A 26079-nucleotide genomic window follows, 5' to 3' on the forward strand; every position below is an offset into this window, starting at 1 on the left:
TGTATGGACATTCTTGGAGCTTCGGGTTCTGAAGCGTTTTCCATTTTTTTGTTACTGTGAAGGTTCTGAAAATCCGTTTTATGGGGTTTTTATGTTTTCTTTGTATGGTATAATTTATATATCAGTAGGAGTGTTAATGAATAACAATACTATATTTGACGATGTTTTCCGGACAATGGTGGAGAAGATGACTTACCTGCTCGTTCCGCTTATCAACGAGGTGTTTCATACCTCATATCCGAAGGATGTGAAGATCGTGCATCTTCGGAATGAGCATCAGCTGGAGGACGGGGAACTGATCACGGATGCCAAGCTTTTGATCGGGGATAAGGTGTATCATATTGAGTGTCAGAGTACGGATGATACTACGATGGCGATCCGAATGTTTGAGTATGATTTTGCGATTGCTTTGGAGAGTAGGCGGAGAGTAGGACGGAAGTTTTATGTGGAGTTTCCGAGATCATGTGTAATTTATTTAAGATCTACGAAGAATACGCCGGATGTTGAGGAAGTGGAGCTGCTGCTTCCGGATGGGCAGGTGTGTGTATATCGTGTTCCGACGGTAAAGGTGGAGCGTTATACAAAGGATAGCATTTTTGAGAAGAATTTACTGATGTTACTTCCGTTTTATGTAATGAGATACGAGGAGTCGGCGCATATAATAGGTGAGGATTCTGAGAAACTACGAAGATTATTGAAAACCTGTGCGTCGCATTCTCGTTACTTCAGTGATGAGTTAGGCGCACTATTTTTTGAGAATAAGCAGAACAAATGTTTGTAAATTCTATTTGCATATGGTATAATAAAAACATGGATAAAAATATGTTTAATATCAATAACAATGAACTTTCATATGGTAGAGGATATGTGTATTCCCTGCAGTACCATCTGGTATGGTGTACAAAATATCGGAAAAAAGTTTTAAAAGATGGTATTGATGCAGAATGCAAAGAAATGCTCTGTGACCTTGCAGAAGAATATAAATTTCAGATTCTGGCAATGGAGGTTATGCCGGATCATATCCATCTGCTTGTAGATTGCAGACCACAGTTTTATATCTCGGATATGATCAAGATCATGAAGGGGAACATTGCCAGGCAGATGTTTCTTGTGCATCCAGAACTGAAGAAGGAGCTTTGGGGAGGGCATCTGTGGAATCCATCTTATTGTGCAGTGACGGTAAGTGACAGGAGCAGGGAACAGGTATGTTCTTACATCGAAGGGCAAAAAGAAAAACAGTAATCTGAATGAACACGTTTTTATATTTGTAAGAAAGAGGAGAAAAGATGAGGACAGTATCCAGTTATGGCGTAGGATTGCGAAAACAGAATATTCCGATCCGCCAGACACTGGATATTTATCGCACTGCGGTCAGCTGCCTGACGGAGATCTATGCGCAGATATGGGATGAACTGGCAGTGATCACGGAACCTAAAAAACGTTTCAATACGGCAGAACATCTGGTGCATACCACTAAAAAGAACCAGGCAAAGTTTGCTTTTGACCTTCGTTTTCCAAAGATGCCTTCTTATCTCAGAAGGGCAGCTATCCAGCATGCCCTGGGAAGCGTATCATCATATAAGACAAGGCTGGAACTGTGGGAAAAAACGGATCAGAAAGGCGGCAGGCCGAAGCTGGGGTGTGGTGATCATGCTATGCCGGTATTTTATCGTGATGTGATGTACCGTGAGGATACAGAAGAAAAAGATAGAGCGTACTTGAAACTTTTTGACGGTCATGACTGGAAATGGTTCCGGGTCAGCTTCAGCCATACAGATATGGAATATCTCAGAAAGAACTGGGCAGGAAAAAAAGCTGCAGCTCCCGTGCTGGAAAAAAGGCATCGTAAATATTTACTGCGTTTTTCTTATACAGAAGAGGTGCAGCTTACAAAGGCACCTGCAAAAGAACAGATCATCTGCAGTGTGGATTTAGGGCTCAATACGGATGCAGTCTGTACCATTATGCGGTCAGATGGAACTGTCCTGGGAAGAAAGTTTATCAATCTTTCCAGTGAAAAAGACCGGATGTACCGTGTGCTGGGACGGATAAGCAGGTTCCAACGGGAGCATGGCTCTGCACAGGTGAAAAGCAGATGGGCTTATGCGAAGCGTCTTAACACAGAACTCGGAAGAAAGATCGCCGGAGCAGTCACAGGATATGCGGAAGAAAACCATGCGGATGTGATCGTGTTTGAGTATCTGGAAACAAAAGGAAAGATATCCGGAAGAAAGAAACAGAAGCTGCATCTGTGGAGAAAAAGGGATATCCAGAAAAGATGTGAACATCAGGCGCATCGTAGAGGGATGCGGATATCCAGGATCTGTGCGTGGAATACCAGCAGGCTTGCCTATGATGGGTCAGGAACAGTTGTCCGTGATCCGGGCAATCACAGTTTATGTACATTCCAGAATGGAAAAAGATATAACTGTGATCTTTCGGCGTCTTATAATATTGGAGCAAGATATTTTATCCGGGAACTCTTAAAACCCCTTCCGGCAACGGAAAGGTCTTTGCTGGAGGCAAAAGTCCCTTCAGTAAAGCGTAGGATCTCATGTGTATATGCGGACTTAAGAGAACTATTTTCAGAAATGGAACTCTTAAGAGTAGCATAAACACAGGCAGATATACAGCGGATTACCTGCAGTGTGGGAACTTGCCATATCTGGCATGGAAAAAGCGCATGACTGTGCATATCCTAAGCTACAGGCGTATCCGCCGATATTTAGCCTTGTCGCTTAAAGCGACTGAGGAGCATGTGACTTTAGTCGTGTGAGATCCACTAGATTAATTGTAAGGATATCAGATTACATGATCAATCGTTTGATCGCGGATGGTCGAATGGATGAGATTGGGAAAATCATAGACAGTGCGGAGGCTTGCAGGGAGTTGTATAAAGAGTATGGTTTGTGAGAAATAAAGAGGATATTTTGTTACTGGTGACAAATGTCAGATTTTTACAGAAGAGAGGATATAAACATGGGTGTTTACAGGCGTAAGGCACAGTATCATGAGACAGATCAGATGGGGATCATCCATCATTCCAATTATGTGAAATGGATGGAAGAGGCCCGGATCGATTTCATGAAGGAGTTGGGCTTTGGTTATGGTGAGGTGGAGAAGCGGGGGATTGTTTCTCCGGTTGCAGAGGTTTCAGTTTCTTATAAGAAGCCGGTGCTTTTTGATGATGTAGTGGAGATTTCAGTTTCGGTGAAGAAGTACAGTGGTGTGGTTCTGGAGCTGGCTTATGAGTTTTTTAATGTGACCAGAAGTGAGGTTTGTACAGAGGCTTCCTCGAAGCATTGTTTTACCAGGAATGGGGAGCTGGTTTCTCTGAAAAAAGAGATTCCGGAACTGGATGTGCTGTTCAGAAGCTGTGTGAAGGGGGATTGAGTCTGATGGAAGTTGTGGAGATGCTTGATAATCTGAAGGAAAAGGCCCGCAGGGACCCGGCGCTTCGGGAGATGTTGCTTGCTACCCGCAGGGAGAAAGCGCCGCTGGCTGCTTTCTGTAAGAAGTGCCGGGAGCTTGGGGTTCCGGTTTATGAGATGGATCTGATCGCAGCTGGTGAGGAATTTTATGCAGCGATGAAGAGGAGTACCAATGGCGGCGGAGAGAATTCTCCGATGCTTGAGGGTGAGGATGATTTTTATGAACTGTTTTTTGCTGGGTTGGAGTGAAAAAACAGTTTCAAAATTCCGCATCAATATACTTCTCCAGCACCGGGAACTGTACACCACCGATCTTCAGTACCTGGCTGTGGAAAGCTTTCAGATCAAAGTCCTGGCCAAGGCGGTTCTGTTCGGAAGTGCGTAAGTCCAGAAGGCTTAAGTAGCCCCAGTAGTATTTCAGATAATTTCCTGGGGTTTCCAGGATATACTGGTAGATCTCGGAGACAACGGCGCTGTCTTCGATACCAAAGGCTTTCAGAAAGCTGGCGGCTTCGGCCTGAGTCCAGCCGTTGTAATGGATCTCAATGTCCAGAAGGGAGTACATGCATAAATTGATGCTTCGGTTCAGCCAGGAGATCCTGGCAAGCTCTGTGGCAGAAGGATCCTGAATATAATCGGCGGCGTACTGGTAGGCATAGGGTTCGATGTAGGTGGCCCATCCTTCTGCAAAGCCGGAGGTGCAGAGAAGATTTCGGATGTTGGAGGATTTTTGGCGTTGGAAGGTGACAGTCTGGTAAAGATGCCCCGGGAATCCTTCATGTGCCAGTGTGGTAAAAAGCTCCAGACCCTGGTAGCTGGCAGCCGGATTTATGTAGATCACATTGGGGGTTCCGGTATCCATAGGTGGGGTGAGATAAAAGGCGGGGCTTAGATATTCTTTCATGGAATCGTGGACTGTGCGGAGCTCAAAGGTGACATCTGTGAGAGGTGGGAAGTCTGTTTGGATCTTCTGCTGCAAGGCATTCAGCATCTGGGCAGGCTTTATTTCTCTGAAAGTGATTCCCCGGCTGAGAGTAGTCAGAAGCTCCGGGTTTTGTCGAAGTATGGTTCCTGCGATGCCGATCTCGTCGGAAAGCTGTCTGGAGAGTCGTTTTTCCATTTGCTTTACAGGAACGTAAGAGCCGGTCTGACTCTGAAGAAGATAGAGATAGTAGGCTTTTCCTCCCTTGAAATAAGTCAGGCCACGAGTGTTTTTTCCTGTGCCACGCAAAGCTTCCAGACCGGTCATAAGTTCCTGATAGGCTGGGATGACTTCTGTTTTCATAAGATTTTGGTGGGCCAGGAGCAGAGCGTTCTGCTCTGAGGAAGGAAGTTTTCCATATTCGGATAGCTTTTTCTGGAAAATTTCCAGCATATAATTGTTGTCGGGATTCTGGATAAAAGAACTGCATTGTGCCAGGATCCGGTCCAGTGTGGTGTCACTCATAAAAAAACCAGCTTCGGATTTCTTTTTCTCAAATTCCAGGATGCTCCGAAAGTATGGGCGGATGGTGGTAAGAAGAGTGAGATAGTCGGTGATATCACGATCTTCATAAAAGGCATATTCCGCCAGAAGAACCGGAAGCTGAGCTTGAATACCAAGACTTGGGCCAAGAGGCTCCTGAAGCAGATAATTGTCGCCCAGGGATTTTTCTGTGTGGTAATAGAGGAGCATGGAGTCCAGCGTCAGCTGATTTTCCGTGGAAAGGCGGCTGTAGCGGAAGGATTTCAGCTTTTTTTCGTACTGGCTGCAGATCTGGTATGTATTTTTCATATCTGTGGGGACAGTGCCAAGAGAAGCTTTTTTTCGCCGGATACCCTGTTTTTCCGGATGTGCCAGGGTATAATGGAGAGTAAGGGTGCTGCCGGAAACTTCATTTTGAAAAACTTTTCCGGAAAAGGCTTCGAATTTTCCGTTTTCTGTGATCCCGTGAACGGAAAAATAACCGGCAGTAAGGCCGGTGAGAAGTGCCAGGATAAGAAGCAGAGTGATGAAAATAGGAGATTTATTTTTCCTGATTTTAAGAGACATACGACAGTCTTTCGTTACTGTTTACAGACATATGCCATGTGGAGAGTGCTGATGGTCTCGAAGCAAACAGTAACGTCCTTTCAGAGTGGCGCTTTGTTCTATCATATTGGAAAATTACGGAATCTATGATATTATGTGAGCGGAAATATACAAAAATGGAGAAATAACATGAGTGATATTTATGATCTTGCAATTTTAGGCGGAGGTCCGGCAGGGATCACGGCAGCGATCTATGCGTCCAGGGCCAGGTTAAATACCATATGGATCGATAAAAACTTTGCACCGGGCGGTCAGGTCACAGCTACCTATGCGGTGGATAATTATCCGGGAATGCCGGGGATATCGGGCATGGATCTCGGAGAAGCCTTTGGGGCACATGCCCGGAAGCTGGGATTGGAACCGCAGCGAGAGAAGATTCTTTCCCTGGAAAATATTTCCGGAGAGATCAAGACGATTCGTACAAAAAAGCATGAATATCAGGCGAAAGCCCTGATCCTTGCATTTGGGGCAGAGCACCGGAAGCTGGATATCCCGGGAGAGGATGATCTGAGCGGCCTTGGTGTTTCCTACTGCGCTACCTGTGACGGAGCTTTTTATAAGGATCGGACCGCAGTGGTAGTGGGGGGAGGAAACGTGGCAGCAGAGGATGCAGTTTTTCTTTCCGGCCTCTGTGAAAGGGTATATCTTGTTCATCGCCGTGATGCGCTTCGAGCAGATCAGGCACTTCAGGAGAAAGTCTTTGCCTGTGAGAATATAGAAATGGTGTGGGACAGTGTTCCCCTTGAGATTCTGGGACAGGATGAAGTGACCGGTCTTAAGATCCGTAATATAAAAACAAATGAAGAGAGGGAATTGACCGCAGAAGGTGTTTTCATTGCTGTGGGGATCGTTCCTAATACGACACTTGTAAAGGACCAGCTCAAGCTGGATGAAAATGGATATATCTGTGCAGGAGAGGAGGGTGTTACCAGCGCACCTGGGGTTTTTGCAGCGGGGGATATTCGTACCAAGGCACTTCGCCAGATAGTAACTGCTGTTTCAGACGGAGCCAATGCAGTGGCTTCCGCACAGAAATATCTCTGGAGGAAAGATAATGGCAACGATTAAGGAAATCGCGCAAAGAGCAGGCGTGAGTACAACAACTGTTTCCAACGTCATACATGGAAAAACAAAAAAAGTATCTCCTGCCAATATTCAGAAGATCGAGAATCTTATCCGGGAGATGGGGTATGTCCAGAAAATGGGACTGAGAGTTCTGAATAAAGAAAAATCCCAGCTGATCGCAGTTGTGATCAATTATCATAAAGACTTCAAGGATTCTATCATCGGAGATCCTTTTTATGGAAAGATCATCGGTTTTATCGAGAAATACGTGCAGGAACTGGGATATTATCTGATGCTGTATTCCGCAAAGGATACAGATAAGATATTCCAGATGGTCATGGGTTGGGATGTAGATGGTGTTATTGCCATTTCCTTCAGCAAAAGCAACTGCGAAAAAATCTATCAGCTGATCAACAAACCGATCGTTTCTATTGATGCATATGGTGAGCTTGATGCAGGCCAGGAAAACCATGTCCTGAATATCGGACTGGACGACGAAAGTGGCGGCTATCTTATGACAAAATATCTTCTGGAATGCGGCTATGAGCATATCCAGGTTTGTGCAGGCCGTGATAATGGTGTGGATCATCTTCGTTACATGGGCGCTCAGCGGGCGGCGAAGGATCTTGCAAAGAAAAAGCAGAAGGTGCAGTTTACTGCTCTTGGAATGAACTACGCCAAACGAAAAGAAAGCTATGCGTGGCTGCTCCAGCGGAAAAAACCAAAGGCCGCACTGTTTTTCCTGTCGGACCTCTATGCATTGGAGGCTATCAGCTTTTTCAGCAGTCGTGGAGTAAAGATTCCGGAGGAAATCGGAATTGCAGGATACGATAACATCAGCTATGCGGAATTTTCCGTGCCTCGTCTGACTACTATCAGTCAGAATGTGGAGCAGAAGGCGTCTCTTGCAGTGGAAATTCTGATGGAACGGATCAATGGAGTGGAAAAAGAGCGTGAAAATGAGATCATGCTTCCGGTCACGCTGATCCCCAGGAGATCTGTACAGCCGCAGCATGAGGAAAAGTAAGTCTGCAGAGAATGTACCTGATCTGATCAGGGGGGTAGATACGAGAAGTCACTGCAGAACTGTGAAAAACAGAAAATCGGGACTTTCAATATAGTAAGAGTACAGAGAAAGAGTACAGAAAATCTGAGATATAAAGATATCAAAAGCCGAAATATACGGGAACTGTCAGTGTCTGACAGTCAGAGTATTTTCGGCTTTTTGTAAATTTACCTGAAATCGTAAAAGAGTTATCCTGTGTAGGTTCGTGCTGAAGATGTGGATAATAAACATTTGCTGTTCTATGTGAAACCTGCACAAAACCATGATTTTGAACTTGTTGCAATGATGGGTTATGTACATAACCTATTTACACAGCCTAACTTTGATGCTATAGTGTGAACATAAAGGTTAGGTACATAACCAAAGGGAAAGAGTACAGAAGGAGTGAATACCAGATGAAACAGATTCTGATCGCCACACATGGAAAAATGGCCTCCGGCATTCGTTATACAGCAGAGCTGATCGTTGGAAAAATGGCTGAGATCACAACCATTGATGCTTATGTGACACCGGAAGACAATGTGGAGAAAAAGTTTGAAGAATATTTCGCACAGCATGAAAACGACAGGATTTTCGTTTTCACAGATCTGATGGGAGGAAGCGTAAATCAGAAGCTTCTGGGATACAGCCAGAAAGAAAATGTCACACTGATTACAGGAACCAACCTTCCGGTCCTGATGCAGGTCATGATGGCAGATGACGATGTGACAGAGGAGGAGATCCAGGAGTTCATCGATGATGCCAGAGAAGAGCTTCAGATGGTAGACCTTGGCGGTGGAAAGAAATCCACATCTGAAAAAAATGCTGAAGAAGATACTGCACAGGGTATCGAAAATACTGCGCAGATTTCAGAAGGTGCTGCATCGTATGCAAAAAAATCCGCACCGAAAAAAGCTCTGGCTCCCCAGTCCTATGACAATTCCACAGCAAAGATCACCGCACTTCGTGTAGATGACCGTCTGATCCACGGACAGGTTGCCATGACCTGGACCAAACAGCTGGCTGTACAGGGAATCGTGGTAGCTAACGACGAGGCAGCTAATGATAACACCCAGAAGATGGCATTGAAAATGGCCGTACCGGGCGGAATCAAATCGCTGATCAAACCGGTGGATGAAGCCATTCGTATCTTAAACAATCCGAAGGCATCCAGGATGCGTATTCTGGTTCTGACAAGAACGGTAAAGGATGCTCTGAAGATAAGACAAAGTGTTGGTGAGATCGGATTTCTCAATGTAGGAAATACGGGACGTTTTGATGGGGTCGATGTTTCCGAGAAGCTTGTCCTGACCCCGACTATCATGCTGACAAAAGCAGAACAGCAGGCACTGAAAGAGCTGGTGGCTCTTGATCCGAAGGCCTGTATGCAGCAGGTACCCAATGATGAGCAGAAGCTTGTGAAGGATATACTGGACAAGCTTGACTGACATCCACTGAATAAATAAAACGTAGCACAAAAAAGGGAGGAAAGAAAAAATGTTAAATGCATTTCTTGTAGCACTTGCCGTATTTATCTGCGTCGGCGGTGCAGAGCTGATCGGATTTACCATGCTGAACCGTCCGATCGTCATCGGACCGCTGGTAGGTCTGTTGCTTGGAGATCTTCATACAGGAGTTATCATCGGAGCTTCATTGGAAGCTGTTTTCATGGGAGTTGTAAATATCGGCGGTGCTTCTGCGGCAGAGCCCGGAATCGCCACAGCTGTAGGAACTGCTTTTGCCATCATGCTTGGCAAAGGCTCTGAGGTTGCCCTGACACTGGCACTTCCTATCGGTATCCTTGGTCTTCAGATCAAAACAGTTCTTTATATCTTTATTGTAGGTATGTTTGCAAAAACCTTTGACCGCCTGGCAGCAGAAGGAAAAGAAAAACAGATCGTTGCTCTTCACTATGGGCTCTGGGCTGTAAACTGGTTTTTATATTCTCTGTTTGCATTCTTCGGGATCCTGTTCGGATCTGACGCAGTCAGCGCACTTCTGGATGCCATCCCGGATGTTGTTATGAATGGTCTGACAGTTTGCGGCGGACTTCTTCCGGCAGTAGGTATGGCAATGCTGATGAAGATGCTCTGGGACAACAAGATCTGTATGTTTTATTTCCTGGGCTTTGTTCTTGCAGCATACTTAAAGCTTCCGCTGATCGCCCTTGCCGTGATCGGTGTGATCATTGCCATTTCCATTGGTATGAACGATTACAAGCTGAACCAGCTTGCGGCACAGAGAGTGGCAGCTTCACCAGCCGGTGGTTCTGACGAATATCTTGATGAAGAAGAGGAGGAATTTTTCTCATGAGTAATTTAACGAAATCCATTCCTGCAGATGAAAGAAAAATGCTGAGAAAAGCGTTCTGGCGTTCCTTCACTCTGTATGCGGCAGTAAGCCCGGCAAAACAGGGAGCTTCCGGTTTCTGTTATTCCCTGATGCCGTTTATCAACAAATTTTACAAAAATGATGAGGAGGGCAAAAAAGCAGCCCTCACAAGAAGTATGTCCTATTTCAATACAACCATCACCTGTTCCACTTTCATTATGGGTCTTGTAGCTTCCATGGAGAAGAAAAACAGCGAGCAGAAGGATTTTGATGCAAGCTCTATCAATGCAGTCAAATCCTCTCTGATGGGACCTCTGGCCGGCATCGGTGATTCCATTTTCTGGGGCGTTCTCCGTGTGATCGCGGCCGGGATCGCAGTAGGTCTTGGTGCATCCGGAAACGTTCTGGCACCGATCGTGTTCCTGCTTCTTTTCAATATTCCGTCTATTCTTGTGAAATATTACGGAACCTTCCTGGGATACAAGCTTGGTTCCGAATACATCCAGAAGGTTTATGCAAGCGGTCTTATGAACATCCTGACAAAGGCTGCCAGCATTGTAGGTCTGATCATGGTCGGCGGCATGACTGCCAGCATGGTAACCTTTAATTCCACTTATGAACTCACCATGAAGGGTGAATCTGTTCTGAATCTCCAGAACATGCTGGACCAGATCTTTGTCGGCATCGTTCCTCTTGGACTGACTCTTCTGTGCTACTATCTGCTGAAAAAGAAAAATATCAGCATCACAGTTCTGATCATTGGTGTTATCATCCTGAGCATCCTTCTCTCTCTTCTTGGAATTGCATAAGCCTTAAGGATAAGGAATAAAGATCAGAATTATGAAAAGGCGGGCCGTATAGGGTCCGCCTATAAAAAAGCCTAAAAAAAGTTATATCGAAATAACTGACCGCAAAAAGGGCAGTTGAAGAACACCTGACCGGATATAAATAAGCAGCAAATACGGATTATAAATATCTGCTCAATGCAAAATAAAGGAGACATAAGAAATGAAAGATTGGTGGAAGAATTCCGTTGTATATCAGATTTATCCAAGAAGCTTTAAGGACTCCAACGGAGATGGCTTTGGCGATCTCAGGGGTATTATTGAAAAGCTCCCCTACCTTCAGAACCTTGGGATCGATGTGATCTGGCTTAGTCCTGTTTTTGACTCCCCACAGGACGACAACGGTTACGATATCAGTGATTACCGGAAGATCTACGCAGGTTTCGGAAGTAACGAGGACATGGATGAGCTGATCCAAAAAGCTCATGAGCATGGTATCAAGATCGTTCTGGATCTTGTTGTCAACCATACTTCCGATGAGCATGCATGGTTTGTGGAAAGCCGGAAGTCAAAAGACAGCAAATACAGTGATTATTATATCTGGAAGGATCCGAAAGCAGACGGCAGTGAGCCGAACAACTGGGGTTCCAGCTTCTGCGGAAGTGCCTGGGAATATGACGAAGAGCGTGGCCAGTATTACCTTCATTTCTACAGCAGAAAACAGCCGGATCTCAATTGGGAAAATGAAACCGTCCGTAAGGAAATCTATGATCTGATGAAATTCTGGATGGACAAAGGTGCTGACGGATGGCGCATGGATGTGATCGCATCTATCTCCAAGGATCAGTCCTTCCCGGATTACCCGAAAACGGATGGCCGCAAGTATTATACAGGAAAATATCACAGCAACGGACCAAGACTTCATGAGTTTATCCATGAGATGAACCGGGAGGTGCTTTCAAAATATGACTGTATGACGGTAGGTGAGGCGCCGGGCTCCACACCGGAGGTTGCAAGACTGTTTACAGATCCGGAGCGTGAGGAACTGAATATGATCTTCACATTTGAGCATATGAACATCGACCGTATTCCGGGCTCTGTAAACCGCAAGTGGGAATTGAAGCCTTTTGATCTCCGTGATTTGAAACGTGTTATGAGTGAGTGGCAGAACAAGCTTTATAACAAGGGCTGGAATGCTCTGTATTTTGAAAATCATGACCAGCCACGTGTGATCTCCAGATGGGGAAATGACACTACTTACCGCGAGGAATGTGCAAAGGCTTATGCTACCGTTCTCCATGGTATGCAGGGAACTCCTTATGTATATCAGGGAGAGGAGATCGGTATGACAAACGTGCAGTTCCCGCTGGAGGAGTACGAGGATATAGAGGTTCGTAATGCATATCAGGATCTTGTCGTTAAGAACAAAACCATTTCTGAGGATGATTTCCGCAAGGCAGTATGGAACAAGAGTCGTGACAATGCCAGGGTTCCTATGCAGTGGGATGACAGCGAAAATGCAGGATTTACAACCGGTAAGCCATGGTTCCGCCTTTCTGATCGTTACCGGGAGATCAATGTAAAAAAAGCTCTGGAAAAAAATGATTCCGTGTTTTATTATTATAAGGATCTGATCTGTCTTCGTCATGAGGAAGAGCTTCTCACAGAAGGTGACTATCAGCTCCTTCTTCCGGAAGACGAGAAGATCTTTGCATATTTAAGAACTTCCGACAAAGAGCAGTGGATCGTGGTGGCAAACCTTTCTGAGGATACGGTAAGTACAGAAGGTCTTGTGAAATATGTGTCCGATAAAAAGGATATTAAGATTGCAAACTATAAGGACAGAACAGGAATCAAAGCGGACTTAAGACCGTACGAGGCGTTTATGATGAGGATCCGGTAATTCCTGAGCTGTTGTATATGTAGTAGTAAAGTGGAAGAAAAGTCTCCGCTTTACAGAGAGCAGGTATGAGTATTTGTGCGTATCTGTACTGCCAAAGGATATCCGGGTGCAGTGCAGATGCGCTTTTTGCCTGTGGGGAAAAGACAAACAGGAGGAATTTATGGAAAAATATATCATTGCAGTGGATATGGACGGAACTCTTCTGAACAGTGAGAATAAGATTTCTGAAAGGAATAGAAATGTTCTGCAGCGTCTGATCGATGACGGACATTATGTGGTGCCGGCAACCGGAAGGACCAGAGAGCTGATCCCTCAGGAGTTTTCTGTGCTCCGGGGTGTGAAATGGGGAATCGTGGAAAACGGCTGTGTTGTCTGGGATTACGATAAAAATGAGATGATCTGGCGAAAAACCATGCCCAAAGGAATGGTAAGCAAAATCCTGAAGGATGTGGAAAACAGCGGCGCAAAAGGCTGGATCGCAGAGGCTTATGCAAACGGAATCGCCTATTCTGATGCGGATGCCAGAGATTATGTGGCATCTGTAGCGGATAAAGATCTGCTGGAAAAAACTTTTGTGGATTATTTTCTCAGCAGACATGAATATGTTAAGGATTTTTATCATCAGAAAGATATTCTGGATCAGGCAGAGAAGATCAATATTTATTTTGATGATATGGAGACCAGCAGGGCACTTCGTGAAAAATGGAAGAATCTGGATGATGTGGCAGTGACTACTTCCATCAGCGGCAATGCGGAGTTTAATGCAGCAGGCGTGGACAAGGGTGTGGGTCTTGCCATGCTTCGCACAAAGCTTGGTATTGACCGGATGCATGTGATCGCTTTCGGAGATAATGAGAATGATCTGGAAATGCTGGAGGGTGCAGGTATCGGTGTTGCTATGGGCAATTCCAAACAGTATGTAAAGGATGCTGCTAATGAGGTGACCGGAGATAATGATCATGATGGTGTGGCGGAATTTCTGGAGAGGTTTTTCGGGCTGTGAGCTGTGGTTGATCGTGATCGTTGATATAAGGGACAGGGAAATGTATTTTTCTCTGTCTTTTTTATTTTCATTTTTGGTGATATAAGGTATGATAAACGAAGAGGATGCGGGGATTGCTGGTTTTGCCTGGCAGTTACCGGTGAAAATTATTTGAGGAGATCAGGAGGGTAATTTTTAATGAAAAATCTGATACCAAAGCGTGTGATGGAGTACATCATTATCACATTTGCTGTTGTTCTGATGGATGTGGGGATTTATGTATTTAAGTTTCCGAATAATTTTTCCTTTGGTGGTGTTTCGGGTATGGCGGTTGTGTTTTCGCATTTTATTCCGATGACGTCTGCGCAGATCAATCTGGTGATCAATCTGATTTTGCTGGTGATCGGGTTTATTGTTCTTGGCCGGGATTTTGGAGTGAAGACGGCTTATGTTACGGTTGTTTCTTCTTTGCTTCTGAATGTGTTTGAGAAGGTTTTTCCTATGGACAGGGCGCTGACGGGGAATATTATGCTGGAGCTTTGCTTTGCGATCATTTTGCCGGCGTTGGCTGCGGCGCTGCTGTTTTTTGAGAATGCTTCGGGTGGTGGCACGGATATTGTGGCGATGATCATTAAGAAGTATTCTACGATGAATATTTCGGGTGCATTGTTTGCAGTGGATTGTGTGATCGTTGTTGTTTCGTTTATGGTGTTTGATCTTACTACGGGGCTTTGTTCTGTACTGGGGCTTATAGCTAAGACGTTGCTGATCGATAAGTCTATTGAGAGGATGAAGCTGAATAAGTATTTTACGATCATTTCCAGTAAACCGGATGAGATCTGTGAGTTTATTATGAATGGGTTGGATCGGAGTGCTACGGTTTATCATGGGGAGGGTGTTTATTCGCATAAGGATAAGAAGATTATTCTGACGGTTGTTGATGTGAGGCAGGCGGTGCTGCTGCAGAGGTTTATTGATGAGGTGGATCCGCAGGCGTTTTTGATGGTTACTAAGAGTAGTGAGGTTATTGGGAAGGGGTTTATGAGTTATATTTGATGCGATCGTATGGGGGTGTATGCTGATCGCAGGTGATTGTGTATGATTGTAAGCTGATGGAAATTAGGAGAGCGTTCTTTGCGGGCTGGATGGGCTGCGGGGCGCTCTTTTTTGTGGTGGATGGCGGATGGCGGATGCCGGACGCCGGGGAGACGGGTGCCGGTTTGCTCCGGGCTTCGTCGGGGGCTGGCTTCTAGGCTGCCGGAATTCTGCTAAAACCGTTTTTAAAAAGTCCGAACTCGCGGCTTGCTGCCGCTCAGACAGCGGACTTTTTAAAAACAACGCAGATTTCCGCCAGCCAAGAATCAGCTCCCCTCCTGCAGAGTCGTAGCCAACCGGCACCCGTCTCCCCGGCTGTTCGGTTCCGGGCGGGAGGTAGTGGTGGGGGTGTGGGGCGACTGGCGGAAGTGGGGATTGATGAGGGCTGGAGGATTGAGTGGATTCCCGGGAGTTGGATGAGCCATCAGCGCTGCGCTGGATGGCTGGGAGGAAAGGCTGAGTTTCCTGTGGCCTGAAGGTGAGGGATGAGCCATCGTCGCTGCGCTGGATGGCTGGGAGGAAGGGCTGAGTTTCTTGTGGAAGTCATCGTCGCTGTGCTGGATGGCTGGGAGAAAGGTTGAGTTTCCTGTGGTGAAGGTGAGGGCTGGGGCATCGTCGCTGTGTTGGATGGCTGATTGGTGTGTGAAGGTTTTGTGAAAGGGGTTTGACAGGTGGGGGTTTTTATGGTAGGATACACACTTACGTAACAAATTTAATAAAAATGTAACAAAATGGCGAATGAGGAGCGTGGCGAAGTGGATTGTGAATGTCTGCCTGAATGGGTGGGTGCTGCTGCGTGGTTTTCTGAGAGGAGTTTTATTGTTTATGTTTTATAAGAAATTTGCTGCTGTTGTTCTGAGTGCTGTTCTTGTGGGTGTGGTTCCTTCTGTTGTTTTTGCGGATGTGGATGGTGTCAGTGCTGTGTCTGATGGAGATGTGGAGGAGCTTTCTATTGAGGATGATTTTTCGGATGGTGCGGATTCTATTTCTGCTTTTGCCAGTGCTCTGGCGGATAAGACGGTTTCTGAGGTTCAGGGGTATCAGGAGGCGAAGGCTGAGGCTGAGGTGATCGCACAGGAGAGGCTTGAGGCTGAAGCGGCTGCTGAGGCTGCGCGTAAGGCGAAAGAGGAGCGGAAGGCTGCTGAGGCTGCGCGTCTGGAGAAGCGGCGGGGGATTGTGGATTTTGCGCTGCAGTTTGTGGGGAATCCTTATGTTTATGGTGGTACGAGTCTGACTAACGGGGCGGATTGTTCGGGGTTTGTGATGTCTGTGTTTGCGGAGTTTGGGTATGAGCTTCCTCGTGTTGCTGCAGCTCAATGTTCGGCTTCTGAGAAGAAGAGTGTTGCGGATATTGAGGCTGGTGATCTGGTTTTTTATGGTGAGGGTTGTATTGATCATGTGGCGCTTTATATTGGTGATGGCAAGATCGTTCACGCCAGTACAGCGGCTACAGGGATCAAGGTTTCTGACTATGATTACCGGGCTCCGGCTGCGGTTGGTTCGTTTGTGGCTTAGGATATAGATATAAATGCTCTACTGATATGAAATATAAACTGTCTGCGGAGATTTTTTGGCCGGGTAGGCTGAAAAATAGCTGCAGGCAGTTTTTTTGCTGAAAAATAGTGTATAATTTAACCGAATCAAGTAAGTCTCCTGCGGGTTGCGAAAAGCAATAAGCAGTGGGTGGGGACTCGAAAAAAATTCAGAAAGGTTGTGGGGTTATGAATACGAAGGAAATCAGTGGCAGGCGGCAGATGGAGTTTTTGACGGGGTTTGATTTTGTCAGAGAAGCGGGTACTGCTGGGGAAGTGAAGGCGGCGAAGATGATCAGGGATACTTTGGACAGCTTCGGAGTGAAGAATTGGATGGAGGAGTTTTCTTTTTGGGGTTTTCGGATCAACAGGGCGGTGCTTAAGGTTGTGGAGCCTTATCAGAAGGAGTATGTGGTGACCGGGTATGGAAGATGTGGAAATACTGGGGCAGAAGGTCTGAAAGCGGATTTTTTGTATGTGGAGAATGGAGATGCTGTCAGTCTTTCCCGGGCGAAGGGTAAGATCGTTATGGTGAATGGCCGGGTGAGTGGTGATGTGTATCAGAGACTGGTGAGCGCCGGAGCTGTTGGTTTTATCAGTGTGGAGGGTTCTCCGCTGGATGAAGGAGTGGACAGGGTTCCCTGTCAGCGTAGCCTGCCGATGATCTTTCCGGGAAATGCAGAAGGAGAGATAGAAGGATTGTCGGAGTCTTCAGAGGATATTCACGAGATGCAGGAAAAATATAGTGGTAGGATCCCGGGTGCGAATCTTCATTATAAAGATGCGGTGGAGCTGGTGACGGAGGGTGCAGCTGTGGTTTGTCTGGCTGTAGAACAGGAAGTGACGGCCTGTACATCCCGAAATGTAGTGGCGAGGATTGAAGGTACGGATAAGAAAGATGAGATTTTAACGCTTACGGCGCATTATGATTCGGTACCGGAGGGACCGGGGGCCTATGATAATATGGCTGGGGCAGCGATCATCATGGAACTTTGCAGATATTTTCAGCAGTATAGACCGCGCAGGACTATGGAATTTGTGTGGTTTGGTGCTGAGGAGAAGGGCTTGCTGGGCAGCCGGGATTATATCAGAGTTCATGAGAGTGAGCTTGGAGCGCATCGTTTTAATATGAATGTAGATCTGGCCGGGCAGCTGATCGGAGGAAATGTTCTGGGAGTGACGGGAGAGGCTTCTGTTTGTGATAAGCTTCTTGAAATCGCTGACGGAGCAGGGATCGGAGCGTCTGTGAAGAATCAGATCTGGGGAAGTGATTCCAATTCTTTTGCATGGAAGGGAATTCCGGCCATGACTCTGAACCGGGATGGTTTTGGCATGCATACCCGTTACGATACCATTGATCTGCTGTCTGCCTGGTCGCTGGAGAGAAGTGCGATCCTTCTGGGATGTATTGCAGATGAACTGGGGAATGCGGAGGTTTTCCCATTTGAGAGAAAGATGCCGGGGAAATTTATCAGAGAGCTGGATGAATATATGTGCAGATAGTAAAAATCTGATTTTATCTGCTCATAACTGGATATTTGTTATGGAACTGTGGGGACTTGTCTGTTTCGGGAAGAGTACAGACAAGTCCTCATAAGTTATTCAATATTTTCAATGTTTATTGACCTTTATAATTCCGCAAGGGAACATGTGGCTTTGAGTCAGGGGGATATTTGCAGCTTTGTAAGGGATTCCCAGAACAGGGGGCAAGCGGAGGTTCGCAATTGAACCAGTGGAATTACTTGATTTGATCGAAATGCGATAAAACAATAAAAAATAATACAAAATAATTGACAGTAAGATATCGAACTGTTATACTGAAATCACAGGCTTTCCAGGGATCAATGCGCCGGATATTGTTTTGCGGAGTATTGATTTCTGGAACTTTTATCACAGAAAAATCAGGAATGAGGAGATAGGACCATGTTTACAGAAGAACGACAGAATGCAATAGAGAAATGTCTCCGCGAAAAAGGAAAAGTCAGAGTCAAAGAATTAAGTGAGATGTTTCAGGTTACGGAGGACTGTATCCGCAAGGATCTCAAGATCCTTGAAAATGCAGGCAGATTAAAGAGGACTTACGGCGGAGCGATCCTGTCACAGGAGTATCCTCTGGAGAGAAACGTAGTAGACAGGCGTATGTACAATCTTGATAAGAAGAAAGTGATCGCTGCGAAAGCCTTCAAGCTGATCAAAAATAACGAAACGATCTTTCTGGATGTTTCCACTACAAATATAGAGCTGGCAAGGCTTATCGCTTCGTCGGGTATGCATGTTGTGGTTGTCAGCAATATGATCGATATCCTGCAGATCCTCGCTGCGAATCCGTCCATCACGGCCATAGGCACAGGGGGAACTATGTACCGTTCGGTGAACGGATTTATGGGAGCTGCGGCCATTGAGGTGATCAAGCAGTACAGCTTTGACCGGGCATTTATGGGAAGCTGTGGCGTGGATATGACAGATTTTGCAGTTACTACATCCGGAGTGGAGGATGGATTGACCAAGAAGGCGGCAGTGCAGAGCAGCAGACATAAATATGTGGTTATGGAGAGAGAGAAGTTTTATTTTAACGAATCTTATAAATATACACATTTTGATGATATCAGCGGGATCATTACCGATGAATTTCCGGATGATACCATTGTGAACATACTGAGGAATACCGGAGTGAAATTACTCTGAGCAGACAGTAATAAAGGGGGGATTTTTACATGAAAGACTATATTCTGGAAACCTGTGTGGATTCTGTGGAATCCGCCATGGCAGCAGCCGAGGGTGGTGCGGACAGATTGGAGCTTTGCAGCAATCTGATCATCGGGGGAACAACTCCCGGCCCATGGCTTTTTGAGGAAATAAGGAAGCGTTCGGATATCAGGATCCATGCGCTGATCCGTCCGCGGTTTGGAGATTTCTGTTATACAGATGCGGAATTTTCTATGATAAGGAATGCCGTAAAGGATTTCCGCAAAATGGGAGCGGAGGGTGTTGTGGTAGGTATCCTGAAACCGGATGGCACCTTGAATATGGAACAGATGCAAGAGCTGATGGATGCGGCGGGAGATATGTCTGTTACGCTGCACAGGGCTTTTGATGTGTGCGCAGATCCGATCGAGGCTATGGAACAGGCGATCTCGCTGGGAATCGATACGATTCTTACCTCCGGACAGAAGAATACCTGCCTTCAGGGTGCGGAGCTTCTGAAGGAACTGGAAACCAGGAGTCAGGGGCGTATCACCATCCAGGCGGGGAGTGGCGTCGGTGCGGAAGTGATCCGCCAGCTTTATCCCCTTACCGGGATCAAGGCTTATCATATGAGCGGCAAGGTTGTAACGGACAGTGCGATGCAGTTTCGCAAGGAAGGTGTCAATATGGGACTTCCGACATTCAGTGAATATGAGATATGGCGTACAGATATTGAAAATGTTCGTGCTGCAAAGAAAGTTCTGGAGGAATTATAATGGCTGAGGGGAAGATTTTTCTGAAAGAAAACCGTGATCGGATCGAAAAAAAATATCGGGAGCAGGTGATGGGGTTACCGCAGGCTTTTGCGGAGATTGATAAAAAGCTTGCGGAATGCACAGACGAAGTGGCTCTGGCGTGCAAATATTTATATGCGTTCATGCCGTACAGTGATATCGGAAATTACGCGTTTGAAGTATTTCTGGATTATGCGGAGAATGGCGTATATTTATGGAAGGAAAACTCCGGGGTGGCAGAGCTGCCGGAGGAAATCTTTTTGAATTATGTGCTGTTTCACAGAGTAAATGAGGAGGAGATCGCACCCTGCCGTACATTTTTCCGCAGGGAGATCGGAGAGAGAACTGAGGGAATGGGCTTCCGGGAAGCTGCCCTGGAGGTGAACTACTGGTGTGCACAGGAGGCTACCTATCATTGTACAGATGATCGTACCCTGTCTGCACTTGCCGTATACCGCAGAGGAAACGGAAGATGCGGAGAGGAATCTGTATTTACCGTTAATGCACTGAGAAGTATTGGTGTACCTGCCCGTCAGGTATATGCACCAAAGTGGTCTCATTGTGATGATAATCATGCGTGGGTGGAAATCTGGTGCGATGGAAGCTGGTATTTTCTGGGAGCCTGTGAGCCGGAGGAGATCCTGAATAAGGGATGGTTTACCAACGCTTCCTCAAGGGCCATGATGGTCCATTCAAGAGTTTTTGATACCATGATCCCGGAGGGAGAAGTGATCGGCAAAGATGGTATGGTGACTATGCTCAACGAGCTGAAACGATATGCACTGACAAAAGAGATCACTGTGTCCGTAAAGGATTCACATGGAAAACCGGCAGAAGGTGCAGAAGTTTCTTTTGAGGTGCTGAATTATTCGGAATATGCCCCGATCGCAGAACTGAAAACCGACAGTCTGGGAAAAGTCAGCCTGACAACAGGGCTTGGAAGTATCCATATTTCTGCAAGGATGTATGCAGATGGAGAATGGCTGCATGCAGAAAACAGCATGGATACAAAAACAGAGGATTGTTGTGAGATCTGTCTGATGCCCGTAGGAAAGGAAAAGGGTATTTTTTATGAGGAGTGGACGGAGATCGATATGATCGCACCTCATGATGCACCTGTAAATAAAGATATGCCAACACCGGAGCAGAAGGAAAGAGGCAGCAGACGTCTGGCAGAGGCAAACGCTTACAGGGAACAGAAGGTAAGAAACCTGAGCAATCTGGAGTGTCGGAAATTCCTGGAAAAAGAAACTGGAGATTCTTCAATGAGAAAAAAACTCCTTGAAGTCCTCACAGAGAAAGACAGAACAGACTGTATCAGCCAGGTTCTGGAGGAGCACCTGAAATTTGCATTACCGTATGAAAAAAACATGGATGCAGATATTTTTGTACCATATGTACTGAACCCGAGAGTTGACGATGAAGTTTTGCAGAAATACAGAAAAACGATTCTTGAGCAACTGTCGGAAGAAGAAAAAAATATGCTGCAAAAGGAGCCGGCAAAGATCTGGAAATGGATTGAGGATAAGATCATTTCCAGCCCGGAGAAAGAACGCAGCAGTGTGATCACCACGCCGTCCGGATGCCTGAAAACGGGAACAGGAAGCCTTCTGTCAAAGAAGATCCTTTTTGTGGCAATGGCGAGAACACTGGGAATTCCGGCGCGCCTGAACCCTCATGACCGTTCTATGGAGTATATGAAAAACGGAAAATTCATCCCGGTATCTGCAGAAACGGAGAAAACCTCATCGATCCTTCTGAAGGCAAGTGAGGATACACAGTGGAAATATTTCCAGAACTGGAGCATCGCAAAACTGGAAGCCGGAAAATATATCACATTGAAGCTGGAAGCCGAAAATTTCAGAGATCAGGTGATGAAGCTGCCATTGGAAGCGGGAAATTACAGGATCCTTACCTCAAACAGACTGCCAAATGGAAATATATTTGCAGCGGAATATTATTTTGAGGTTCAGATCGGAGAAATGAAGCGGGTGGAGCTGGCATTTCGGAATGCAAACCTGGAAGACATGCTGGAGAATATTTCTATACCGGAATTTACTCTCAGAAAAGAGGATGGAAGCACCGTGAAGGCGTCAGAACTGACGGCAGATGGGAAGCATATCCTGGCGTTTCTGGAAGAGGAGAAAGAACCGACGGAGCATATCTTAAATGAGATGATGGAGCAGGAAGAAGCTTTTTCCCGATATGCGAATAGGATCATTTTTGTAGTAAAAAGCAAAAAAGCGCTGGAGACCCCTACCCTTTCAAGAGCACTGGGTAAGCTTGGAAATGTTCAGATCTTATATGATGATTTTTCAGAGATCATCAATACACTGGGAAGAAGAATGTACGTAGATCCGGATAAGCTTCCGCTGATCATTGTGACAAACGGAAGCCTGAATGGGATCTATGCAACCAGCGGATACAATGTGGGAACCGGAGATATGCTGCTGAGACTGCTGTGACAGATATAACGGATATATACAGAAGGAACACAGGCCGTATCATCGACTGTGTCGGTGACGGTCTGTGCCCCCTGTAAAAGCTGTGAAATTATTGCAGTGGTTCAGATGCTCAGAATATGAAAGCAGATCGGAATGAGAATGCCTGTTGTGCTTCCCGAAATTGCCGTAATAAAAGTTGTTTTGCATTACTTACCATCAGAATAGAGATTACGCACAGAATCCCGGTAAATGCATTCCGGCTTCAGGCGGATCGTCCTTGGAAAATCGCAGTAGTCTCCGTTCATTCTGCGAAGCAGCAGATCACAGGCCTGCTCTGCCAGACCGGCCAGCGGCTGACGGACAGCGGTCAGCTGAGGAGAAAGCAGCATGGACAGTTCAAAATCATCAAAGGAGACAACAGACAGGTCTTCCGGGATACGGATGCCAAGGCTGTAGATCGCTTCATAAATACCGAGGCATAGTGTGTAGTTCGCAGAAAATACGGCAGTCGGACGTTCCGGAAGATTCCATAATTTCTGCATTGCCTGATATCCAAAGTCGTTTGCATAATTTTCAGCGATGATATAATCGGGGTTAACAGGAATATTGTAGTCTTCCAGTGCCCGGAGATATCCTTTTTTTCGTTCGCATGCGGTATAGGATGCAGGAGGACCGGTGACAAGGGCGATCTTCTGATGCCCCATTTTTATCAGATGCTCCACAATCTCATAGGCCCCGGAGGTACAGCTGGTCTGTACACAGTCTGTACGGTGGAAATGACTATGCTCTTCCAGCTCCACAACAGGGATCTTGGTATGTTCCACGGCAGAACAGATGTCCTTGCTCAGACAGAAAGAAGAAATGATAAGACCGTCGATCCCTGAGTGGAGCATATGGGGGATAAATTTATTGACATGATCCTTATATTTGTCGCCGCTCATAAATGTGAGAGAATAACCGTGAGCACGCATGGTGTTTTCTATTTTGCTCAGAAGAAAAGCATTATGCGGATTATTGGGAGGAGCGGATATCAGACCGATACGGTATGTCTTGGAGGAACGAAGTCCCCGGGCCGTGTTTCGTGGAACGTAATTCAGTTTCCGGATCGCTTCGTCGATCTGCTTTTTGTTTTGCGGCCGTACAGTTCCGCCGTTGATATATTTTGAAATGGTGGCCAGTGCCAGACCGGTTTCTTTGGCAATGTCCTTGATGGTTGCACTCATAAATCAATCCTTTCCGGATGCTGTACTGTTGTGCCCGGACAGGTCTTTTACAGAGCGCCGCGGGTGGAATACAATATCCAGCATGTCTATTTTTGGAAAATCCGTATAGTCTCCATGGATTCTTTTTAAAAGTAATTCCACAGCATGTTTCCCCATGCTTGTCAGATCCTGTGAGACACAGGTCATAGTCGCACTCATGGTCTTGAAAAGCGGATCATCATCAAAGCACACAAAGGAAATATCCTGAGGAACGGAAATCCGTGCCTGGCTGGCAGCGCTTAAACCACCCATTGCGGAGAGATAGCAGTCAAAAAAAACAGCAGTAGGGGGATCGGAAGAATCAATAAGCTTCTGGAAATGCAGGTTGCTCTGGGTGATGGTTTCTGCAGTGGAACCAAAAGAAACAGGGGGAAAAGAATCCTGCTGTTTCAGAAGGTCAATGCCATTTTTCTGGTATACATCCACAAAGCCCTGAATCCGCTGCTCGATCGTGTAGGCGTCCAGATACTGTTCCATGATCCAGACCTTTGTGTGGCCTTTTTCCAAAAGGTGCTCTGCCAGCAGTGCACCGCCTTTGTAATTATCAGAAATAACACAGTCTACAGGAAAATGTCTCATGGAAGCAGGAATCTGATCGAGCATTACAACCGGTATGCTGGCATTTTGCAAAAGCTGGTACAGATCATCATGCCAGCAGGATGGGAGCATGATAACTCCGTCAAAGTGCTGGGAGATAATATCCTGTATCGTATCGATCTCCTTCTGATGTTCAAAAAAGAAAGAACAGACAATAACTGTATAACCATGATCCGTGAAATGCTTGATAATGGAATTGACAAGCTCGCCCCAGAAATAATTACCAAGATCTGAGATCAGGATACCGATGGTATGTGTGTTTTTGGCACGGAGAAGCTGGGCATTCCGGTTTGGGGTATATCCAAGCTCCTGAATTGCCTTTTCTATAATGATACGATTTTCTTCCCGTATTTTTTTGTGGTTTATATATTTTGAGATCGTTGCGGTGGACAGGCCTGTCGCACGGGCGATATCATTGATCGTAACGTTCATGTAAAACCTCCGGTTCTGATACATTTACAGATAATAGAGTATTCTCATATTATATCATGAAAAAGAAAACGCCTCAACACATAAGGCATTTTTTACACATAAACTATCAGAAAAAACGAGTGTATTGTACAGAAAATTGATAAAAATGAAACGTTTAACAAAACCTGATACGAAAAAATACACAAAAACAAGATGGAATAATTGTAAAAAATAGGAAAAATGATTTTTGACCCATGATTTTACTTGAAAAACTGCTTCGGATGCGGTAAGATAGTCTTAACAAAAAACGAAACGTTTTACGCAACAAGAAAATCAGCTATACGAAACAAGGAGAAGGTTATGGCAGACACAAAGCAGCAGTGGTATAAAGATGCCAAATACGGATTATTCATCCATTGGGGACTTTATTCCATCCTTGCAGGAGAATGGAAAGATCCGAAGACCGGCGAGGTCACCAAGACAGACCGTATTGCAGAGTGGATCGAGAACAATCTCAACATTGACAAGGAAGATTACAGAAAGCTGAAAGATGAGTTCCATCCGGACAAATTTGACGCGGACATGTTTGTGAAAAGAGCGAAAGAGCAGTGGGGTGTTAAATATATCGTTCTTACTTCCAAGCATCACGAGGGATTCGCAATGTACGATTCCAAGGTCAGTGATTTTAATGTAGTGAAGGCTGCAGGAAGAGATATCTTAAGAGAGCTTTCCGATGCTTGTAAGAAATATGACATGACTATGGGTATCTATTATTCACAGGCTCAGGACTGGGATGATGACAATGCCTATAAGAAGGATTACGAAGACAAGAACGAGTGGAAGCCGGAATTCCGTACATACTTCGATGAGAAATGCAAGCCGCAGTTAAAAGAGCTTCTTGAGAATTACGATAATATTTCCCTGATCTGGTTTGATACTCCGATGGGAATGACCGCAGACGAGGCTCAGGAATTAAGAGACTGGGTTAAGGGTATTAAGCCTGACTGCATCATCAGCGGACGTATCGGACACCAGAAGGGCGATTACATGACCACCGGTGATAACTTTATCCCACGTCTTCCATACGACGGTGACTGGGAAGTACCGGCAACTGTAAATGACACATGGGGTTACAATAAATACGATACAAACTGGAAGAATCCGGATGATATCCTGAACCTTCTTCTCAAGATCGTCGGCAGAGGCGGAAATTACCTGCTGAACGTAGGACCAATGGCAGACGGAACTGTTCCGGAAGCTTGTGTCGAGGTTATGAATGAGGTTGGTAAATACGTGACTGAGAATGCGGAAGCAATTTACGGAACCAAGAATGTTGGTATCTATCCGTATGAGATTCCGAGCATTGAATTTACCAAGAGACCACATAAACTTTATGTACATGTACTTGCACCGAGATATCGTGTAGAGCTGCTGAACATCGGCAACCAGTTAAAAGGTGCATATGTGGTAAGCACGGGAGAGAAACTTCCATGCCGCGCATTAAAGTGCTGCGAAGGAAACTCCATGGTAGAGGTTGAACTTCCGGAGAAACTTCAGGGAGCAAAGAACTACTGTGTATGCCTGGAGCTTGAGGAAGAGGAGCCGATCTTTGAGGCGATCATCGATTAACTTAAGAGCATCAATGG

General features: G+C 45.7%; 22 protein-coding genes. 19 read left to right on the forward strand and 3 right to left on the reverse strand.

Annotated features, from left to right (window positions below; genetic code table 11):
- Positions 1 to 136: 136 nt before the first annotated feature.
- From DWX61_RS10285 to DWX61_RS10305, 5 genes are all read left to right on the forward strand, one after another.
- The gene (locus tag DWX61_RS10285) at positions 137 to 781 is read left to right on the forward strand and encodes a hypothetical protein (RefSeq protein ID WP_118625134.1); all 645 of its coding nucleotides are present in this window, start codon (positions 137 to 139) and stop codon (positions 779 to 781) included.
- A 29-nt stretch (positions 782 to 810) separates the two neighbouring features.
- Entirely contained in the window at positions 811 to 1242 is a 432-nt protein-coding gene (gene tnpA / locus DWX61_RS10290; RefSeq protein WP_118625308.1) for an IS200/IS605 family transposase, read from the forward strand.
- Positions 1243 to 1286: 44 nt separating this feature from the next.
- Positions 1287 to 2615, forward strand: a complete 1329-nt coding sequence (locus tag DWX61_RS10295) for an IS200/IS605 family element transposase accessory protein TnpB (protein ID WP_118625136.1) — start codon at positions 1287 to 1289, stop codon at positions 2613 to 2615.
- 364 nt (positions 2616 to 2979) lie between these two features.
- A complete protein-coding gene (locus DWX61_RS10300) occupies positions 2980 to 3393 on the forward strand; it encodes an acyl-CoA thioesterase (protein WP_270427407.1) in 414 nt (137 codons plus the stop codon).
- Between the two features lie 5 nt (positions 3394 to 3398).
- Entirely contained in the window at positions 3399 to 3680 is a 282-nt protein-coding gene (locus DWX61_RS10305; RefSeq protein WP_021651190.1) for a hypothetical protein, read from the forward strand.
- 10 nt (positions 3681 to 3690) lie between these two features.
- Here DWX61_RS10305 and DWX61_RS10310 read toward each other — a convergent pair whose 3' ends face one another.
- Entirely contained in the window at positions 3691 to 5463 is a 1773-nt protein-coding gene (locus DWX61_RS10310; protein WP_270427408.1) for a DUF885 domain-containing protein, read from the reverse strand.
- 168 nt (positions 5464 to 5631) lie between these two features.
- Here DWX61_RS10310 and trxB point away from each other — a divergent pair, with 168 nt between their 5' ends.
- The 13 genes from trxB (at position 5632) to DWX61_RS10380 (ending at position 22184) form a co-directional block, all read left to right on the forward strand.
- Positions 5632 to 6570, forward strand: a complete 939-nt coding sequence (gene trxB, locus DWX61_RS10315) for a thioredoxin-disulfide reductase (RefSeq protein ID WP_114001924.1) — start codon at positions 5632 to 5634, stop codon at positions 6568 to 6570.
- Positions 6557 to 7594 carry a LacI family DNA-binding transcriptional regulator gene (locus tag DWX61_RS10320; protein ID WP_270427410.1) on the forward strand — a complete coding sequence of 346 codons (1038 nt, stop codon included), beginning with the start codon at positions 6557 to 6559 and terminating at the stop codon, positions 7592 to 7594. Before trxB ends, DWX61_RS10320 begins: the two co-directional genes overlap by 14 nt.
- A gap of 434 nt (positions 7595 to 8028) precedes the next feature.
- Positions 8029 to 9060, forward strand: a complete 1032-nt coding sequence (locus DWX61_RS10325; protein ID WP_118625142.1) for a PTS sugar transporter subunit IIAB — start codon at positions 8029 to 8031, stop codon at positions 9058 to 9060.
- A 49-nt stretch (positions 9061 to 9109) separates the two neighbouring features.
- Positions 9110 to 9925, forward strand: coding sequence for a PTS mannose/fructose/sorbose/N-acetylgalactosamine transporter subunit IIC (locus DWX61_RS10330; protein ID WP_118062547.1), 816 nt, complete (start codon positions 9110 to 9112; stop codon positions 9923 to 9925).
- Positions 9922 to 10752 (forward strand): PTS system mannose/fructose/sorbose family transporter subunit IID, encoded by an 831-nt coding sequence (locus DWX61_RS10335; protein WP_118062548.1) that lies wholly within the window; start codon positions 9922 to 9924, stop codon positions 10750 to 10752. The genes DWX61_RS10330 and DWX61_RS10335 overlap by 4 nt, the downstream gene beginning before the upstream one ends.
- A gap of 199 nt (positions 10753 to 10951) precedes the next feature.
- Positions 10952 to 12631 carry a glycoside hydrolase family 13 protein gene (locus DWX61_RS10340; protein WP_118625144.1) on the forward strand — a complete coding sequence of 560 codons (1680 nt, stop codon included), beginning with the start codon at positions 10952 to 10954 and terminating at the stop codon, positions 12629 to 12631.
- A 160-nt stretch (positions 12632 to 12791) separates the two neighbouring features.
- The gene (locus tag DWX61_RS10345; RefSeq protein ID WP_147419621.1) at positions 12792 to 13634 is read left to right on the forward strand and encodes a Cof-type HAD-IIB family hydrolase; all 843 of its coding nucleotides are present in this window, start codon (positions 12792 to 12794) and stop codon (positions 13632 to 13634) included.
- A 177-nt stretch (positions 13635 to 13811) separates the two neighbouring features.
- Positions 13812 to 14669, forward strand: a complete 858-nt coding sequence (locus tag DWX61_RS10350; protein WP_118625148.1) for a YitT family protein — start codon at positions 13812 to 13814, stop codon at positions 14667 to 14669.
- 864 nt (positions 14670 to 15533) lie between these two features.
- Positions 15534 to 16223, forward strand: a complete 690-nt coding sequence (locus DWX61_RS10360) for a C40 family peptidase (RefSeq protein WP_118625152.1) — start codon at positions 15534 to 15536, stop codon at positions 16221 to 16223.
- Positions 16224 to 16429: 206 nt separating this feature from the next.
- Positions 16430 to 17743 carry a M20/M25/M40 family metallo-hydrolase gene (locus DWX61_RS10365; RefSeq protein WP_118625154.1) on the forward strand — a complete coding sequence of 438 codons (1314 nt, stop codon included), beginning with the start codon at positions 16430 to 16432 and terminating at the stop codon, positions 17741 to 17743.
- 420 nt (positions 17744 to 18163) lie between these two features.
- Positions 18164 to 18925, forward strand: a complete 762-nt coding sequence (locus tag DWX61_RS10370; protein ID WP_118625156.1) for a DeoR/GlpR family DNA-binding transcription regulator — start codon at positions 18164 to 18166, stop codon at positions 18923 to 18925.
- Between the two features lie 29 nt (positions 18926 to 18954).
- The gene (locus DWX61_RS10375) at positions 18955 to 19701 is read left to right on the forward strand and encodes a copper homeostasis protein CutC (protein WP_118625158.1); all 747 of its coding nucleotides are present in this window, start codon (positions 18955 to 18957) and stop codon (positions 19699 to 19701) included.
- The gene (locus tag DWX61_RS10380) at positions 19701 to 22184 is read left to right on the forward strand and encodes a transglutaminase domain-containing protein (RefSeq protein ID WP_118625160.1); all 2484 of its coding nucleotides are present in this window, start codon (positions 19701 to 19703) and stop codon (positions 22182 to 22184) included. The genes DWX61_RS10375 and DWX61_RS10380 overlap by 1 nt, the downstream gene beginning before the upstream one ends.
- Before the next feature lie 185 nt (positions 22185 to 22369).
- Here DWX61_RS10380 and DWX61_RS10385 read toward each other — a convergent pair whose 3' ends face one another.
- Positions 22370 to 23386 carry a LacI family DNA-binding transcriptional regulator gene (locus DWX61_RS10385; RefSeq protein WP_118625162.1) on the reverse strand — a complete coding sequence of 339 codons (1017 nt, stop codon included), beginning with the start codon at positions 23384 to 23386 and terminating at the stop codon, positions 22370 to 22372.
- 3 nt (positions 23387 to 23389) lie between these two features.
- On the reverse strand, positions 23390 to 24454 hold the full coding sequence (locus DWX61_RS10390; protein WP_118625164.1) for a LacI family DNA-binding transcriptional regulator: 1065 nt from the start codon (positions 24452 to 24454) through the stop codon (positions 23390 to 23392).
- A gap of 243 nt (positions 24455 to 24697) precedes the next feature.
- Here DWX61_RS10390 and DWX61_RS10395 point away from each other — a divergent pair, with 243 nt between their 5' ends.
- A complete protein-coding gene (locus DWX61_RS10395; protein WP_270427413.1) occupies positions 24698 to 26062 on the forward strand; it encodes an alpha-L-fucosidase in 1365 nt (454 codons plus the stop codon).
- Positions 26063 to 26079: the final 17 nt, after the last annotated feature.

Origin of the sequence: Ruminococcus sp. AF20-12LB, from assembly GCF_003478985.1 — a bacterium.
GTDB lineage: Bacteria > Bacillota > Clostridia > Lachnospirales > Lachnospiraceae > Blautia_A.

Excerpts from the sequence above, each read along its gene's own strand:
- DWX61_RS10285 (WP_118625134.1), top strand. The coding sequence starts at position 137 with ATGAATAACAATACTATATTTGACGATGTTTTCCGGACAATGGTGGAG.
- tnpA (WP_118625308.1), top strand. The coding sequence starts at position 811 with ATGGATAAAAATATGTTTAATATCAATAACAATGAACTTTCATATGGT.
- DWX61_RS10295 (WP_118625136.1), top strand. The coding sequence starts at position 1,287 with ATGAGGACAGTATCCAGTTATGGCGTAGGATTGCGAAAACAGAATATT.
- DWX61_RS10300 (WP_270427407.1), top strand. The coding sequence starts at position 2,980 with ATGGGTGTTTACAGGCGTAAGGCACAGTATCATGAGACAGATCAGATG.
- DWX61_RS10305 (WP_021651190.1), top strand. The coding sequence starts at position 3,399 with ATGGAAGTTGTGGAGATGCTTGATAATCTGAAGGAAAAGGCCCGCAGG.
- DWX61_RS10310 (WP_270427408.1), bottom strand. The coding sequence starts at position 5,463 with ATGTCTCTTAAAATCAGGAAAAATAAATCTCCTATTTTCATCACTCTG.
- trxB (WP_114001924.1), top strand. The coding sequence starts at position 5,632 with ATGAGTGATATTTATGATCTTGCAATTTTAGGCGGAGGTCCGGCAGGG.
- DWX61_RS10320 (WP_270427410.1), top strand. The coding sequence starts at position 6,557 with ATGGCAACGATTAAGGAAATCGCGCAAAGAGCAGGCGTGAGTACAACA.
- DWX61_RS10325 (WP_118625142.1), top strand. The coding sequence starts at position 8,029 with ATGAAACAGATTCTGATCGCCACACATGGAAAAATGGCCTCCGGCATT.
- DWX61_RS10330 (WP_118062547.1), top strand. The coding sequence starts at position 9,110 with ATGTTAAATGCATTTCTTGTAGCACTTGCCGTATTTATCTGCGTCGGC.
- DWX61_RS10335 (WP_118062548.1), top strand. The coding sequence starts at position 9,922 with ATGAGTAATTTAACGAAATCCATTCCTGCAGATGAAAGAAAAATGCTG.
- DWX61_RS10340 (WP_118625144.1), top strand. The coding sequence starts at position 10,952 with ATGAAAGATTGGTGGAAGAATTCCGTTGTATATCAGATTTATCCAAGA.
- DWX61_RS10345 (WP_147419621.1), top strand. The coding sequence starts at position 12,792 with ATGGAAAAATATATCATTGCAGTGGATATGGACGGAACTCTTCTGAAC.
- DWX61_RS10350 (WP_118625148.1), top strand. The coding sequence starts at position 13,812 with ATGAAAAATCTGATACCAAAGCGTGTGATGGAGTACATCATTATCACA.
- DWX61_RS10360 (WP_118625152.1), top strand. The coding sequence starts at position 15,534 with ATGTTTTATAAGAAATTTGCTGCTGTTGTTCTGAGTGCTGTTCTTGTG.
- DWX61_RS10365 (WP_118625154.1), top strand. The coding sequence starts at position 16,430 with ATGAATACGAAGGAAATCAGTGGCAGGCGGCAGATGGAGTTTTTGACG.
- DWX61_RS10370 (WP_118625156.1), top strand. The coding sequence starts at position 18,164 with ATGTTTACAGAAGAACGACAGAATGCAATAGAGAAATGTCTCCGCGAA.
- DWX61_RS10375 (WP_118625158.1), top strand. The coding sequence starts at position 18,955 with ATGAAAGACTATATTCTGGAAACCTGTGTGGATTCTGTGGAATCCGCC.
- DWX61_RS10380 (WP_118625160.1), top strand. The coding sequence starts at position 19,701 with ATGGCTGAGGGGAAGATTTTTCTGAAAGAAAACCGTGATCGGATCGAA.
- DWX61_RS10385 (WP_118625162.1), bottom strand. The coding sequence starts at position 23,386 with ATGAGTGCAACCATCAAGGACATTGCCAAAGAAACCGGTCTGGCACTG.
- DWX61_RS10390 (WP_118625164.1), bottom strand. The coding sequence starts at position 24,454 with ATGAACGTTACGATCAATGATATCGCCCGTGCGACAGGCCTGTCCACC.